Source organism: Streptomyces lavendulae subsp. lavendulae, assembly GCF_002803845.1.
In the GTDB taxonomy this organism is placed as follows: domain Bacteria; phylum Actinomycetota; class Actinomycetes; order Streptomycetales; family Streptomycetaceae; genus Streptomyces; species Streptomyces lavendulae.
Map to the genome: position 1 here is coordinate 3,657,534 of NZ_CP024985.1, position 14,239 is coordinate 3,671,772.

Annotated in this window: 13 protein-coding genes; 2 read left to right on the forward strand and 11 right to left on the reverse strand. The window is 72.1% G+C overall.

From position 1 onward, the window contains the following. Positions 1 to 43: 43 nt before the first annotated feature. The 4 genes from SLAV_RS15580 to SLAV_RS15595 all read right to left on the reverse strand — a co-directional run bounded on the left by SLAV_RS15580 (position 44) and on the right by SLAV_RS15595 (position 4,591). The gene (locus SLAV_RS15580) at positions 44 to 1,441 is read right to left on the reverse strand and encodes a bifunctional ADP-dependent NAD(P)H-hydrate dehydratase/NAD(P)H-hydrate epimerase (protein WP_030230703.1); all 1,398 of its coding nucleotides are present in this window, start codon (positions 1,439 to 1,441) and stop codon (positions 44 to 46) included. A 34-nt stretch (positions 1,442 to 1,475) separates the two neighbouring features. Further along, positions 1,476 to 1,844: a holo-ACP synthase gene (locus SLAV_RS15585; protein WP_030230700.1), complete on the reverse strand. Its 369-nt coding sequence runs from the start codon at positions 1,842 to 1,844 to the stop codon at positions 1,476 to 1,478. A gap of 11 nt (positions 1,845 to 1,855) precedes the next feature. Continuing rightward, on the reverse strand, positions 1,856 to 3,706 hold the full coding sequence (gene glmS / locus SLAV_RS15590; protein ID WP_030230694.1) for a glutamine--fructose-6-phosphate transaminase (isomerizing): 1,851 nt from the start codon (positions 3,704 to 3,706) through the stop codon (positions 1,856 to 1,858). A 105-nt stretch (positions 3,707 to 3,811) separates the two neighbouring features. After that, on the reverse strand, positions 3,812 to 4,591 hold the full coding sequence (locus tag SLAV_RS15595; RefSeq protein WP_030230691.1) for a hypothetical protein: 780 nt from the start codon (positions 4,589 to 4,591) through the stop codon (positions 3,812 to 3,814). Between the two features lie 255 nt (positions 4,592 to 4,846). Between SLAV_RS15595 and coaA the strand changes: the two genes are divergently transcribed. After that, a complete protein-coding gene (gene coaA / locus SLAV_RS15600; protein WP_078950356.1) occupies positions 4,847 to 5,929 on the forward strand; it encodes a type I pantothenate kinase in 1,083 nt (360 codons plus the stop codon). Positions 5,930 to 5,951: 22 nt separating this feature from the next. Then, a complete protein-coding gene (locus SLAV_RS15605) occupies positions 5,952 to 6,899 on the forward strand; it encodes a DUF389 domain-containing protein (protein WP_030230687.1) in 948 nt (315 codons plus the stop codon). Between the two features lie 91 nt (positions 6,900 to 6,990). Here SLAV_RS15605 and glmM read toward each other — a convergent pair whose 3' ends face one another. From glmM to rplQ, 7 genes are all read right to left on the reverse strand, one after another. After that, complete coding sequence (gene glmM / locus SLAV_RS15610; protein ID WP_030230683.1) at positions 6,991 to 8,349, reverse strand: phosphoglucosamine mutase; 1,359 nt, start codon at positions 8,347 to 8,349, stop codon at positions 6,991 to 6,993. Positions 8,350 to 8,484: 135 nt separating this feature from the next. Continuing rightward, the gene (rpsI, locus tag SLAV_RS15615) at positions 8,485 to 9,000 is read right to left on the reverse strand and encodes a 30S ribosomal protein S9 (RefSeq protein WP_030230680.1); all 516 of its coding nucleotides are present in this window, start codon (positions 8,998 to 9,000) and stop codon (positions 8,485 to 8,487) included. Between the two features lie 42 nt (positions 9,001 to 9,042). Beyond that, a complete protein-coding gene (rplM, locus tag SLAV_RS15620; RefSeq protein WP_030230678.1) occupies positions 9,043 to 9,486 on the reverse strand; it encodes a 50S ribosomal protein L13 in 444 nt (147 codons plus the stop codon). Between the two features lie 236 nt (positions 9,487 to 9,722). Next, positions 9,723 to 11,009 carry a glycosyltransferase family 87 protein gene (locus SLAV_RS15625; RefSeq protein WP_063760306.1) on the reverse strand — a complete coding sequence of 429 codons (1,287 nt, stop codon included), beginning with the start codon at positions 11,007 to 11,009 and terminating at the stop codon, positions 9,723 to 9,725. A gap of 37 nt (positions 11,010 to 11,046) precedes the next feature. Then, on the reverse strand, positions 11,047 to 12,666 hold the full coding sequence (locus tag SLAV_RS15630; protein WP_381517206.1) for an ABC-F family ATP-binding cassette domain-containing protein: 1,620 nt from the start codon (positions 12,664 to 12,666) through the stop codon (positions 11,047 to 11,049). 92 nt (positions 12,667 to 12,758) lie between these two features. Then, a complete protein-coding gene (truA, locus tag SLAV_RS15635; protein WP_030230671.1) occupies positions 12,759 to 13,622 on the reverse strand; it encodes a tRNA pseudouridine(38-40) synthase TruA in 864 nt (287 codons plus the stop codon). A gap of 97 nt (positions 13,623 to 13,719) precedes the next feature. Further along, the gene (gene rplQ / locus SLAV_RS15640) at positions 13,720 to 14,196 is read right to left on the reverse strand and encodes a 50S ribosomal protein L17 (RefSeq protein WP_007265921.1); all 477 of its coding nucleotides are present in this window, start codon (positions 14,194 to 14,196) and stop codon (positions 13,720 to 13,722) included. Between the last annotated feature and the right edge of the window lie 43 nt (positions 14,197 to 14,239).

Genomic DNA, 14,239 nt, shown 5'->3' on the forward strand with positions numbered 1-14,239 from the left:
CCGGCCGCGCCGGACCGGCCCCGGCCGGACCCGCTTCCCGGGGTCAGGAGATGACGTCGCGCCACGCCGCCGGAAGGGCGGCGGCCACCTCCTGCGCCACCACCGGCGCCCCGTCGGCGGCCAGCCGCCCGGCCAGCCCGTGCAGGTACGCCGCCACCGACCCGGCGTCGGCCCCCGGCAGCCCGCCCGCCAGCAGGGCCCCGGCCAGGCCGGACAGCACGTCCCCGCTCCCGGCGGTGGCCAGCCACGGGGTCCCGGTCGGGTTGACCCGTACCGCTCCGCCCCCGGCGGGGGCGACCAGCGTCGTCGACCCCTTCAGCAGCACGGCCGCCCCGTACCGCTCCGCCAGCTCCCGTACGGCGGCCAGCCGCCCGGCCTCGACCGACTCCCTCGGCACCCCCAGCAGCGCCGCCGCCTCGCCCGCGTGCGGGGTCAGCAGGGTCGCGGCCCGGCGCCCCCGCACCACCTCGGGGTCCAGTCCGCGCAGCCCGTCCGCGTCCACCAGCACCGGCACGTCCCGGTCGGCCAGCGCCCGGCCGACCTCCGCGGCCCGCCCGGCCCCGATCCCCGGCCCGACCACCCAGGCCTGCACCCGGCCCCGCCCGACCAGCACCTCCGGGTACCGCGCGAGCACGGCGTCCGCCGCCGGGCCCACGTACCGCACCGCGCCCGCACCGCCCCGCAGCGCCCCCGCGACGGCCAGGACCGCCGCGCCCGGGTACTGCTCCGACCCGGCGACGACCCCGACCACGCCTCGCCGGTACTTGTCGCTCGACGCCGTCGGCACCGGCAGCAGCCGCGCCACGTCGGCGTGCTGGAGGGCCTCCAGCACGGGCTCCGCGAGGTCCAGCCCGATGTCGACCAGCCGCACCGCGCCCACCCGCGAGGCCCCGGGGTCGACGAGCAGCCCCGGCTTGTACGCGCCGAAGGTCACCGTCACGTCGGCCGTCACCGCGGGCCCGGTCACCTCCCCGGTGTCCGCGTCGACCCCGCTCGGCAGGTCCACGGCGACCACGAGCGCGTCCGCCCGGACCCGCTCCGCCAGCGCGGCCGCCGCCGGGCGCAGCCCGCCCCGGCCGCCGATCCCGAGGAGCCCGTCCAGGACGAGGTCCGCCCGTCGCGGGACGGACGCCTCGACCCGGCCCCCGGCGGCCCGCAGCGCGGCGAGCCCGCCGGGGTGGATCCGCTGCGGGTCCATCGGGACCGCCGTCACCCGGGCCCCGCGCCGCGCCAGCCGCGCTCCCGCGTACAGGGCGTCGCCGCCGTTGTCCCCGGGGCCGGCCAGCACCACGACGCGGGAGCCGTACACCCGCCCCAGCAGTCCCGCGCACACGGCGGCCAGCCCGGCCGCGGCCCGCGCCATCAGGGCGCCTTCCGGCAGCCGGGCCATCAGCTCGCGCTCGGCGGCCCGTACGGTCTCCACGCTGTAAGCAGTACGCATGGCACCAGCGTGCCCGAAGGCCGGTCCCGGAGGCCTACTTCTCGGCGATCACCACGGCGGACGCGATCCCGGCGTCATGGCTCAGCGAGATGTGCCAGGACTTCACACCGAGCTCCTTCGCCCGCGCCTCGACCGTCCCCGACACCCGCAGCCGGGGCTGCCCCGACTCCTCCACGTACACCTCGGCGTCGGTCCACAGCAGCCCGCCGGGCGCGCCGAGCGCCTTGGCGAGGGCCTCCTTGGCCGCGAACCGGGCGGCGAGCGAGGCGGTCCCGCGCCGCTCGCCGCCCGGCAGCGTCAGCTCGGAGTCGAGGAAGAGCCGCCGCGCCAGGTTCGGCGTCCGCTCCAGGGCCGCGCCGAACCGCTCGATCTCCGCAACGTCAATCCCCACACCGACGATCACAACAGCCCCATCTACTCCACGGTCACGGACTTTGCGAGGTTACGCGGCTGGTCCACCTCGTTGCCCCGCGCCGTCGCCAGCTCGCACGCGAACACCTGCAGCGGCACCGTCGCCACCAGCGGCTGGAGCAGCGTCGGGGTCGCCGGGATGCGGATCAGGTGATCGGCGTACGGGACCACCGCCTCGTCGCCCTCCTCGGCGATCACGATGGTCCGCGCCCCGCGCGCCCGGATCTCCTGGATGTTCGAGACGATCTTGTCGTGCAGGACCGAGCGCCCGCGCGGGGACGGTACGACCACCACCACCGGCAGGTCCTCCTCGATCAGCGCGATCGGACCGTGCTTGAGCTCGCCCGCCGCGAAGCCCTCGGCGTGCATGTACGCCAGCTCCTTGAGCTTGAGCGCGCCCTCCAGCGCCACCGGGTAGCCGACGTGCCGCCCGAGGAACAGCACGGTGTCCTTGTCGGCCAGCGAGCGCGCGAGCCGCCGTACGGGCTCCATCGTCTCCAGCACCGTGTCCACCGCGCCGGCGATGTCCGACAGCTCGCGGATCACGGCCTCGATCTCGTCGCCCCACTTGGTGCCCCGCACCTGCCCGAGGTACAGCGCGACCAGGTAGCAGGCGACCAGCTGCGTCAGGAACGCCTTCGTGGAGGCGACGGCCACCTCGGGGCCGGCGTGCGTGTACAGCACGGCGTCCGACTCGCGCGGGATCGTCGATCCGTTGGTGTTGCAGACGGCCAGCACCTTCGCCCCCTGCTCACGGGCGTGGCGCAGCGCCATCAGGGTGTCCATGGTCTCGCCGGACTGCGAGATCGCGATCACCAGCGTGCGCTGGTCGAGGATCGGGTCGCGGTAGCGGAACTCGCTGGCGAGCTCCGTCTCGCAGGGGATGCGGGTCCAGTGCTCGATGGCCAGCTTCGCGATCATGCCCGCGTGGTACGCCGTACCGCACGCCACGATCACGACCTTGTCGACCTCGCGGAGCACCGCGGCGGGGATGCGCACCTCGTCCAGGGTCAGCAGGCCGCTCGCGTCGATCCGGCCGAGGAGGGTGTCGGCGACGGCCTTGGGCTGCTCGGCGATCTCCTTGAGCATGAAGTAGTCGTAGCCCCCCTTCTCGGCCGCCGAGGCGTCCCAGTCCACGTGGTACGCGCGCACGTCCGCCGGCGCCCCGTGGAAGTCCGTCACCGTGACCTCGTCGCGGCGCAGTTCGACGACCTGGTCCTGCCCCAGTTCGATCGCGGAGCGGGTGTGGGCGATGAAGGCCGCCACGTCCGAGGCGAGGAAGTTCTCGCCCTCCCCCACGCCGACCACCAGGGGGGAGTTGCGGCGGGCGCCGACCACCACGTCCGGCTCGTCGGCGTGGACCGCGACGAGGGTGAACGCGCCCTCCAGGCGCCGGCACACCTGCCGCATCGCCTCGGCCAGGCCGCCCCCGGTGGCCGAGAACCGTTCGGCGAGCAGGTGCGCGACCACCTCGGTGTCCGTCTCGGACTCCAGCCGGTGCCCGCGCCCGGCCAGTTCGGCGCGCAGGGCGGCGAAGTTCTCGATGATGCCGTTGTGCACGACGGCCACCCGGCCGGAGTTGTCCAGGTGGGGATGGGCGTTGACGTCGGTGGGCCCGCCGTGGGTCGCCCACCGGGTGTGCCCCAGTCCGGTGGAGCCGGCCGGCAGCGGGTGTCCGACGAGCTCCTTCTCCAGGTTGACCAGTTTCCCGGCCTTCTTGGCGTTGGCGAGCTCGCCGTCGGCGAGCACCGCGATGCCCGCCGAGTCGTAGCCCCGGTACTCCAGCCGCTTCAGTCCGGCGATGACCACATCGAGCGCAGACTGCGCTCCCACGTAACCCACAATTCCGCACATAGGCCGCAGCGTACGCGCTGGCCGGCCGTCTGCCCCGTACCCGAACAAGACGAAAACCCCGCCCGGCGGATCGCCGGAGCGGGGTTGACGTACGGGGGCTGCGGGTCAGCCGAGCTTCTTGACCTGAGCGTCGATCAGGGCCGTCGGGGAATCGGCCTTGCCCAGCAGGCTGATCGAGCTGAAGGAGGCGATCGTGCCGCCCTTGCGCGCCATGACGAGGAGCAGGGTGCCCTTGTCGCCGCCCTCCATGTCGACGGTGAGGCTCAGGCTGACCGCCTCGTCGCCGGCGGTGACGGCCGGGCCCGCGGCCACGCTCTCGTACTTGGTGGTCTCGCCCTCCGAGGTGGAGGAGAACCCGCCCGCGCAGATCTGCCCGGCGGTCTTGAAGGCCGCGAGGGTCTCCTGCGCGCCCTGGCCGTCGTAGGAGGACAGACCGGTCAGGGTCGCGGTGGTGCCGAGGGCGTTCTTGACCGCTTCCAGCTTCTCCTCGGGCGAGGCGCCGGCCGCCGGCTCCTTCGGCTTGGCGCCCAGCGTCGTACGGGCGACACCGGTCGGCTTGCCGATCTTCTGCAGGGCCTGGGTCTGCACCAGGACCTTGCAGGCGGGCTTGTCGGTGGTGACCTGGTTCTCGTCGACCTTGGACAGCTTCGCGGCGGCCTGGGCGTTGATCACGTAGTCGGGGACCTCCGCCTGCGTGACCAGCAGGCCGGTCAGCTCCGCGTCCGTCCTGCCCTTCGCGGCGGGCGCGCTGGGCGCGGACGGCCGCGGGTCGGGCTTGGCGTCGCCCTTGGTGTCGGCCTTGTCGGAGCCACAGGCGGTGGCGAGCAGGACCAGGGACACCGCGGAAGCGGTCAGGACGGTACGACGGACAAGGGTGCTGCGCACGAAGGATCCCCCCGGGGAAAAAGAACACCGCACGCACACGGAACGGCGTCGCGGTAGCGATCAATCTACGACCCGGCGGAGCGCCCCGCCGGAGTTCCCGGCCCCACGGACCAATCGTGACCGGCATGAGACGGGACGGGATTGCGATCGATACCCGGACCCGTACAACCCCACCACCTGCGCCTTCGGCGGGGCCTTCGGCCACGTGACCGAGCCCACCACCCACGACCGGCCCGGAGCCCCGACAATGGCCCTGTGATCACTTCGCCGCCACGAAGCACGCCGGAGAGCGCAACGGAGCACCCCGACGGATCGGAGCACCCCGCGCACCCCGAACCCGCCGGGCACCCCGAACCCGCCGCGCACCCCACGCGCCGCCGGGGCCACGAGGCCTCCCCCTACGTCGACCTCACCCGCGCGGAGTGGAGCGCCCTGCGCGAGCGGACGCCGCTGCCCCTGACGGCCGAGGAGGTCGAGCGGCTGCGCGGCCTCGGCGACGTCATCGACCTCGACGAGGTCCGCGACGTCTACCTGCCGCTCTCCCGTCTGCTGAACCTGTACGTCGGCGCCACCAGCAACCTGCGCGGCACCCTGAACACCTTCCTCGGCGACGCCGGCAACGGCCACGGCGCCCAGCAGGGCACCCCGTTCGTCATAGGCGTCGCCGGCTCGGTGGCGGTGGGCAAGTCGACGGTGGCCCGCCTGCTCCAGGCCCTCCTCGCGCGCTGGCCCGAGCACCCCCGCGTCGAGCTGGTCACCACCGACGGGTTCCTGTACCCGATGAAGGAGCTCCAGCGGCGCGGCCTGACCGCCCGCAAGGGCTTCCCGGAGTCCTACGACCGCCGGGCGCTGACCCGTTTCGTCGCCGACATCAAGGCCGGCAAGGACGAGGTGACGGCCCCGGTCTACTCGCACCTGATCTACGACATCGTCCCGGGCGAGCAGCTCGTCGTACGCCGCCCGGACATCCTGATCGTCGAGGGACTGAACGTCCTCCAGCCGGCCCTGCCCGGCAAGGACGGCCGCACCCGCGTCGGTCTGGCCGACTACTTCGACTTCAGCGTGTACGTGGACGCCCGGCCGGAGGACATCGAGCGCTGGTACCTCAACCGCTTCCGGAAGCTGCGCGAGACCGCGTTCCAGAACCCCTTCTCCTACTTCCGCAAGTACACCCAGGTCTCCGAGGAGGAGGCCCTGGAGTACGCCCAGACGATGTGGCGGACCATCAACAAGCCCAACCTGCTGGAGAACGTGGCGCCCACCCGCGGGCGCGCCACCCTCGTCGTGCGCAAGGGCCCCGACCACAAGGTCCAGAAGCTGAGCCTGCGCAAGCTCTGACGTCACCCACTAGGGTGCGGCCATGCTGCACCTTCGGTTGATCACTCCGGCGGACCGGACCGAGGCCGTGGTCTCGGTCATCGAGTCGACGGTCGGCACCACCCACCTGGTCGTGCTGCCGGGCGCGGCCCGCGACCCCCGGGGCGATGTCGTGCTGTGCGATGTCGCCCGCGAGGCGGGGGACGAGCTGCTGCAGGAGCTCCAGGCCCTGGGCCTCGCGGAAGCCGGCTCGATCGCCGTCGAGAACATCGACCTGTCGCTGTCCCGGCGGGCCGATGCGGCCGAGGAGGAGGCCCCGGGCGAGGCCGCCGACGCGGTGCTGTGGGAGCAGCTGACCGAGGCCACCCACGAGGAGTCCACACTCACCATCACGTACGTCGCGTTCATGGTCCTCGCGACCATGATCGCGGCGTGTGGTGTCGTCCTCGACAACGCCATCCTGATCGTGGGCGCGATGGCGGTGGGTCCGGAGTTCGGACCGCTCGCGGGTGTCTGCACCGCGGTGGTGCAGCGCGCGCCGCGGCTCGCGCTGCGGTCCCTGGGCGCCCTGCTGGTCGGTTTCGCCGTGGCGATCGCGGCCACCACCCTCTTCAGCCTGGGGATGGACGCGATCGGGCAGTTCCACGAGGGAATGCTGGACAAGCCGCGCCCGAACACCGGCTTCATCTGGCAGCCGGACCCGTTCTCGTTCGTCGTGTCCCTGCTCGCGGGCGTGGCGGGGGTACTGTCCCTGACCTCCGCCAAGTCCGGGGCACTGGTGGGCGTCGCGATCTCGGTGACCACCGTCCCGGCCGGTGCCAATGCCGCCGTGGCCCTCAGCTACGGCGAGTTCGCCCAGATGTGGGGGTCGGCGGAGCAGCTGGCGCTGAACCTGGGCGGGATCATGCTGGCGGGCATCCTGACCCTGTACGCGCAGAAGGCCCTGTGGCGCACCCAGCGCGGCCGCTGGGTGCGCCGGCCCAAGACCTGAAGCGCGGCACCGGCCGCCCGGGAAACGCCGTCGGCCCCGTCCTGCGCAGCGTGCGGGAGGACGGGGCCGACGCGTGTGCCGGCTGCCGGATCTAGCCGAGCGCCGACTTCACCACGTCCGCCAGCCGACCGGCGACCGCGCGGGCCTGCTCGATGTCGGCGGCCTCCACCATCACCCGCACGAGGGGCTCGGTGCCGGACGGGCGCAGCAGCACCCGGCCGGTGCTGCCCAGCTCCCGCTCGGCGTCGGCGACGGCCGCGGCCAGCTCGCCGGAGGTCGAGACCCGCGACTTGTCCACGTCCGGGACGTTGATCAGGATCTGCGGCAGCCGCGTCATGACCCCGGCCAGATCGGCGAGGGAACGCCCGGTGGCCGCGACCCGCGCCGCCAGCATCAGGCCGGTCAGGGTGCCGTCGCCGGTCGTCGCGTGGTCGAGGATGATCACGTGGCCCGACTGCTCGCCGCCCAGCGCGTAGCCGTGCTCCTTCATCGACTCCAGCACGTAGCGGTCGCCGACCCCGGTCTGCACGACCTGGATGCCCTCGGCCTCCATCGCCAGCTTGAAGCCCAGGTTGGACATGACGGTGCCGACCACGGTGTTCTCGCGCAGCTGGCCCGCCTCGCGCATGGCCAGGGCCAGCACGGCGAGGATCTGGTCGCCGTCGACCTCGGCGCCGGTGTGGTCCACGGCCAGGCAGCGGTCGGCGTCGCCGTCGTGCGCGATGCCGAAGTCGGCGCCGTGCTCGACGACGGCCGCCTTGAGCAGGCCCAGGTGGGTGGAGCCGCAGCCGTCGTTGATGTTGAGCCCGTCGGGCTCGGCACCGATCGTGACGATCTCCGCGCCCGCGCGGGTGAAGGCCTCGGGCGAGACGTAGGCGGCCGCGCCGTGGGCCTCGTCGAGGACGACCTTGAGGCCGTCGAGACGGTTCGGCAGGACGCCGATGAGGTGGGCGACGTACTTGTCGAAGCCCTCGGTGTACTCGGAGACGCGGCCGACGCCGTCACCGGTGGGGCGGTCCCAGGGAGCGCCCGTGCGGTGCTCCTCGTAGACCGACTCGATGCGGTCCTCCAGGTCGTCGGCGAGCTTGTGGCCGCCGCGGGCGAAGAACTTGATGCCGTTGTCGGGCATGGCGTTGTGGCTCGCGGAGAGCATCACGCCGAGGTCGGCGCCCAGCGCACCGGTGAGATACGCCACCGCCGGGGTGGGCAGCACACCGACGCGCAGGACGTCCACGCCGGCGCTGGCGAGGCCCGCGACGACCGCGGCCTCCAGGAACTCGCCCGACGCGCGGGGATCGCGGCCGACGACCGCCGTGGCCCGGTGGCCCGCGAAGGTGCCCGCCTCGGCCAGTACGTGCGCGGCCGCCACGGAGAGGCCGAGCGCGAGCTCGGCCGTCAGATCCGCATTGGCGACGCCTCGTACACCGTCCGTCCCGAAGAGTCGTCCCACTGTTGTCCTCCCGAGTTCACGCTTCGCTTTGTGACCGCTTGTGACAGGTATTGCCGCTTGTGGCGGTAAACGAACCGCCCCGACAGCACGGAGAGTGCTGCCGGGGCGGTTTCGTTGCAGAACAGCAGGCGCAGATTAACGCTTGCTGTACTGCGGAGCCTTACGGGCCTTCTTGAGACCGGCCTTCTTGCGCTCGACCGCACGGTCGTCGCGGGAAAGGAAGCCGGCCTTCTTCAGCGCCGGGCGGTTGTTGTCCACGTCCGCCTCGTTCAGCGCACGGGCAACGCCGAGGCGCAGGGCACCGGCCTGACCGGAGACGCCGCCACCCGCGATGCGGGCGATGACGTCGTAGCGGCCGTCGAGCTCAAGAAGCTTGAAGGGCTCGTTGACTTCCTGCTGGTGCACCTTGTTGGGGAAGTAGTCCTCAAGGGTGCGACCGTTGATCTTCCACTTGCCGGTGCCCGGAACGATCCGGACGCGGGCGATGGCGTTCTTGCGACGGCCCAGGCCGGCGGCCGGCTGGGGGTCACCGAAGCGACCGGCAAGCGACTCGGAGGTGTAGTCGCCCTCGACGACAACCTCGGACTCGGTGGTGTACTCCTCGACGCCCTCGAACTCTTCGACGGGGGTCTCGGCGGTGGTCTCGGCCACGATGCTCCTCAGAATTTTCTACGTCTTAGGGGGTGGCCGGAACTACTGCGCGACCTGGGTGATCTCGAACGGCACCGGCTGCTGGGCAGCGTGGGGGTGCTGGTCGCCCGAGTAGACCTTCAGCTTCGAGAGCATCTGACGGCCCAGGGTGTTCTTGGGGAGCATGCCCTTGATGGCCTTCTCGACGGCCTTCTCCGGGTTGTTCGCCAGGAGGTCGTCGTAACGCACGGAGCGCAGACCGCCCGGGAAGCCGGAGTGGCGGTACGCCATCTTCTGGGTCGCCTTGTTGCCGGACAGGTGAACCTTGTCGGCGTTGACGATGATGACGAAGTCGCCCATGTCCATGTGGGGGGCGTAAGTCGGCTTGTGCTTGCCGCGCAGGAGGGCGGCGGCCTGGGTCGCCAGACGGCCGAGGACAACGTCCTGGGCGTCGATGACGAGCCACTGGCGCGAGATGTCGCCGGGCTTGGGGCTGAACGTACGCACGCGTATGCCTTCGCTTCTTCAGTGGTGGGTCATCCCATAGGGCACGAGCCCCGGGGGAAGGGTCCTGACAGGGTCACCACGGACGATCACGACAGCCGCTTGTCCACATCGGGGACGCAACCCGTGTGAACCGCTGGTCATCGGCCCGGTGGACCGGCGTAAGGCCCTTTCACGTGAGAATGAGAAAGCCAATACGCATAACAAACCAGCAGAGTACCCAAGCAGACCCGTACGGGTCAAAACGCGGTCCGCGATGCCGATGCTGCTGGCGTCGCGGCGCACTCCGGTTCGGTCCTGGGTGGGGACCCCGCAGTTGTTACGGGTCCCAGAGTAACCCGATCCGAGCGCAGGGCACGACGCGCGAGCAAAGCCGCCAGCCCGCACAGGGCCGCCATGTCCCGGAAAGCACGTCGCTTGTGGGCCAGCTCCGGGGGCCACGGGACCAAGGCCGCCTGGGGCACCAGGGCCAGCCAGAACCAGGGCGAGCGGGGCATCGAGCCCGGCCGCGAACCCGACGCCAGCAGCAGCGGCAGCACCACCAGGAGGTAGTGGTCGAAGGAGGGACGGGAGACCAGGAATGCGGCGAGCATCACCATGGCAGCCGTCTCCGCGAGCCGCAGCTGCCCCTCGTCCCCGTCGACGGGATCCGGCCGCCGCCAGCGCCGCCACACGCCCCAGAAAGCGGCCCCGGCCCCCGCACCCGCCAGCACCACCGCCACCGGCTCCGGCACCCCCAGCCGCGGCAGCACCGCGATCGGCGAGGCGTCCCAGGGCAGCGCGTAGGCGTCCTGCCCCTGGAACAGGAACGGCAGCGTCTTGGTGAAGAACAGCGTCGGGCTCGGCATCAGCACCGCCCCCACCAGCGACAACACCGCCGGCACCAGCACCGCCACCGCCAGCCCCCGCCACTGCCGGGCCAGTACGAAGACCAGCCCGACCGGCACCAGCATCGGCTTGCAGGCGATCGCCAGCCCCACCACCAGCCCGGCCGCGACCCACGAACGCCGGTGCGCCAGCAGCAGGGCCACCGGCAGGGCGGCCGCCGAGACCGCCGTCCAGTTCCCGATCAGCACGAGGTTCGCGTACGGCTTGTACGCCAGCGCGAGCAGCACGGGAACGGCCACCGCGAACCGCGAGCACAGCGGCACCGCGAACAACCGCAGCGAAGCCCACCAGCCGATCCCCATGAGCCCGGTCATCCCCAGCGGCAGCAGCCAGCGCAGCAGCTCCCGCGGGACCAGCGCCTCCGGCACCGCCATGAGCACCGCGCTCGGCAGGTACAGGAACCGCTTGTCCTCGTACGGGGAGACCCCCGACAGCAACGCGTCCGCGGCCTTGACCACGAACGCGTTGTCGGAGCCCCAGTTCGGGCGCAGGCTCGTCGAGACCGCGACGCCCAGCAGGACCAGCAGCGAGACGGCCCGCCAGGACCGGGGCGCCGGCTCCGCCAGCCAGGCGGCCCGCCGGCCGGCCGCGGACGGCCGGTCCCACTTCATGAGCCAGATGCCAGGCCGCAGCCCCACAGCGCCTCCCCCTCGCCCCGCAGGGGCCCGCCGGCCCCTACCGCTTGCGCTCGACCCTACGTTCGTCCCAGACAGGCTCCTGAGTCTCCCGCACAACACCGTCCGAACCGAAGACCAGGTAACGGTCAAATGTGCGCGCGAACCAGCGGTCGTGCGTCACGCACAGCACCGTGCCGTCGTACGACTCCAGGCCGTCCTGCAGGGCCTCCGCCGACTCCAGGTCGAGGTTGTCCGTCGGCTCGTCCAGCAGCAGCGCCGTCGTGCCCGCCAGCTCCAGCAGCAGGATCTGGAAGCGCGCCTGCTGTCCGCCCGAGAGCTTCTCGAACGGCTGCTCCGCCTGGCGCTCCAGCTCGTAGCGGCGCAGGGCGCCCATCGCCGCGCCCAGCGGCTTCGCCGCCTCCGTCCACAGGATGTCGACGAGCGTGCGCCCGAACAGCTCCGGATGCGCGTGCGTCTGCGCGAAATGGCCCGGCAGCACCCGCGCGCCCAGCTTCCAGTCGCCGGTGTGCTTGACGTCCTCGCCCGCCAGCAGCCGCAGGAAGTGCGACTTGCCGGAACCGTTGGAGCCGAGCACCGCGACGCGCTCCCCGTAGAACACCTCCAGCGAGAAGGGCTTCATCAGCCCCGTCAGCTCCAGGTTCTCCACGGTCAGCGCGCGCACCCCGGTGCGCCCGCCCTTCAGCCGCATCTTGATGTCCTGCTCGCGCGGCGGCTCCGGCGGCGGCCCCGCCTCCTCGAACTTCTGGAAGCGCGTCTGCATCGCCCGGTACCGCGAGGCCATGTCGGGGCTGGAAGCCGCCTGGTTGCGCAGCCGCAGCACCAGCGCCCTCAGCCGTGCGTGCTCCTCGTCCCAGCGCCGCTTGAGCTCCTCGAACCGCGCGAAACGCTCCTTGCGGGCCTCGTGGTACGTACCGAAGCCCGCACCGTGCACCCACACGTCGCTGCCCGTCGGGCTCGCCTCCAGGCTGATGATCTTCTCGGCGGCCTGGGTGAGCAGCTCCCGGTCGTGGGAGACGAACAGCACCGTCTTACGGGTGGCCCGCAGCTGCTCCTCCAGCCACCGCTTGCCCGGGACGTCCAGGTAGTTGTCCGGCTCGTCGAGCAGCAGCACCTCGTCCGGCCCGCGCAGCAGCGCCTCCAGGACCAGCCGCTTCTGCTCACCGCCCGACAGCGTGCGCACCTCGCGGAACTGCGCGCTGTCGTACGGGATCGCCAGCGCGGCCATCGTGCAGACGTCCCACAGGGTCTCCGCCTCGTAGCCCTGGACGTCCGCCCAGTCGCTGAGCGCCTGCGCGTACGCCATCTGCGCGGCCTCGTCGTCCACCGTCAGGATCAGCTCCTCGGCCCGGTCCACCGCCTTCGCGGCCTCCCGGATCCGCGGCTGCGCCACCGACACCAGCAGGTCCCGCACGGTCGTCTCGTCCCGCACCGAGCCCACGAACTGCGACATCACGCCGAGCCCGCCGCTGATCGTCACCCCGCCGCCGTGCGGCTGGAGCTCACCGGAGATCAGCTTCAGCAGTGTGGTCTTGCCGGCCCCGTTCGCCCCGACCAGGGCGACGACCGACCCCTCCCCCACCCGGAAGGAGACGTCGGGGAGCAGGACCCGCCCGTCGGGAAGGTAGTACTCCAGGTGGCTGGCTTCGAGATGTCCCATGCGGGGCATTGTCCCGGCCCGGCGGCGATCCGCCCAAACCGTTTGCGGCGGCGGGCCCGAACCGGCCCGGTGAGCGCCCGCCGGGCCCGGGCTCAGCAGCCGCCGCAGCCGCCGCCCGCCCCCGGCAGGGTCCGCATGTTGCGCGCTTCCTTGCTCCGGGCGGCCAGCAGCTCGTCCGCCGGGTAGCCGACCTCCTCCAGGGTCAGCCCGTGCGGCTTCACCACGTGCACCGAGGAGTCCCGTACGGCGGCGGCCAGCACCTGCCCGGGCCACTCAACGGGCCGGTGCCCGTCGCCCACGTGCAGCAGCGCCCCGACCAGGGAGCGGACCATGTTGTGGCAGAACGCGTCGGCCCGCACCGTCGCGGTGACGATCCCGTCCGCGTCCCGCACCCAGCTGAGCTCCTGGAGCGTACGGATCGTCGTGGCGCCCTCGCGCTTCTTGCAGTACGCGGCGAAGTCGTGCTCGCCCAGCAGCGCGGCGGCGGCCTGGTTCATGGCGTCCACGTCCAGCGGCCACTGGTGCCACAGCACGTGCCCGCGCCGCAGCGGGTCGACGCCCGCCTGGTGGTCGCCGACCCGGTAGGCGTAGCGGCGCCAGATGGCAGAGAACCGGGCGTTGAAGCCCTCGGGGGCCTCGGCGGCCCGCCAGACCCGTACGTCGTGCGGCAGCCGGCCCGCGAGGCGGCGCAGCAGCTTGTCGTGGTGTTCGGCCCACACCTCCTCGGCCAGGTCGAACTGCGCGACCTGCCCGCGCGCGTGCACCCCGGCGTCGGTGCGCCCGGCGACGGTCAGGTCGACGGGCTCCTTGAGGCGCATCACGGTCTGCAGGGCGCTCTCCAGCTCGCCCTGCACGGTCCGCAGCGTCCGCTGCTTCGCCCAGCCGGAGAAGTCCTTGCCGTCGTACGACAGGTCCAGCCGCACCCGGACGTGACCGGGCTCCACCTCGTCACTCACGTGACAGATCCTCTCTCAGAGATGCAGAACGGGCCCGCCCCGGGAAGGGGGCGGGCCCGTTCAGAGCCGATCAAGCAAGCTCGATCCCGTAGCGGGATCAGGCCTCCTTGGTCTCCTCGACAGCCTCGGTCTCGGTGGCCTCGGCCTTGGCCTCCGCCTCCTTGACCGCGCGCTTGGTGGCGGCCTCGGCCTCACCGGTGGCCTGCTGGGCGACCGTCAGGGCCTCGACCAGCTCGATGACCGCCATCGGGGCGTTGTCGCCACGACGGTTGCCGATCTTGGTGATGCGCGTGTAACCACCGGGGCGGTTCTCGTAGCGCGGGGCGATCTCGGTGAACAGCGTGTGCACGATGCTCTTGTCCGTGATCGTCTGCAGCACCAGGCGACGGTTGTGGATGTCGCCCTTCTTGGCCTTGGTGACCAGACGCTCGGCGTAGGGACGCAGGCGACGGGCCTTGGCCTCGGTGGTGGTGATGCGGCCGTGCTCGAAGAGCGCCTTCGCGAGGTTCGCGAGGAGGTGCTTCTCGTGCGCGGCGGAACCGCCCAGGCGGGCACCCTTTGCGGGACGCGGCATGGTGTTACTCCTTCATATCTGCACCGGCCGTGTCAGGTACCGG

Coding starts and splice junctions, on each gene's coding strand:
- SLAV_RS15580 (WP_030230703.1), bottom strand. CDS start 1,441: ATGCGTACTGCTTACAGCGTGGAGACCGTACGGGCCGCCGAGCGCGAG.
- glmS (WP_030230694.1), bottom strand. CDS start 3,706: ATGTGCGGAATTGTGGGTTACGTGGGAGCGCAGTCTGCGCTCGATGTG.
- SLAV_RS15605 (WP_030230687.1), top strand. CDS start 5,952: ATGCTGCACCTTCGGTTGATCACTCCGGCGGACCGGACCGAGGCCGTG.
- SLAV_RS15630 (WP_381517206.1), bottom strand. CDS start 12,666: ATGGGACATCTCGAAGCCAGCCACCTGGAGTACTACCTTCCCGACGGG.
- rplQ (WP_007265921.1), bottom strand. CDS start 14,196: ATGCCGCGTCCCGCAAAGGGTGCCCGCCTGGGCGGTTCCGCCGCGCAC.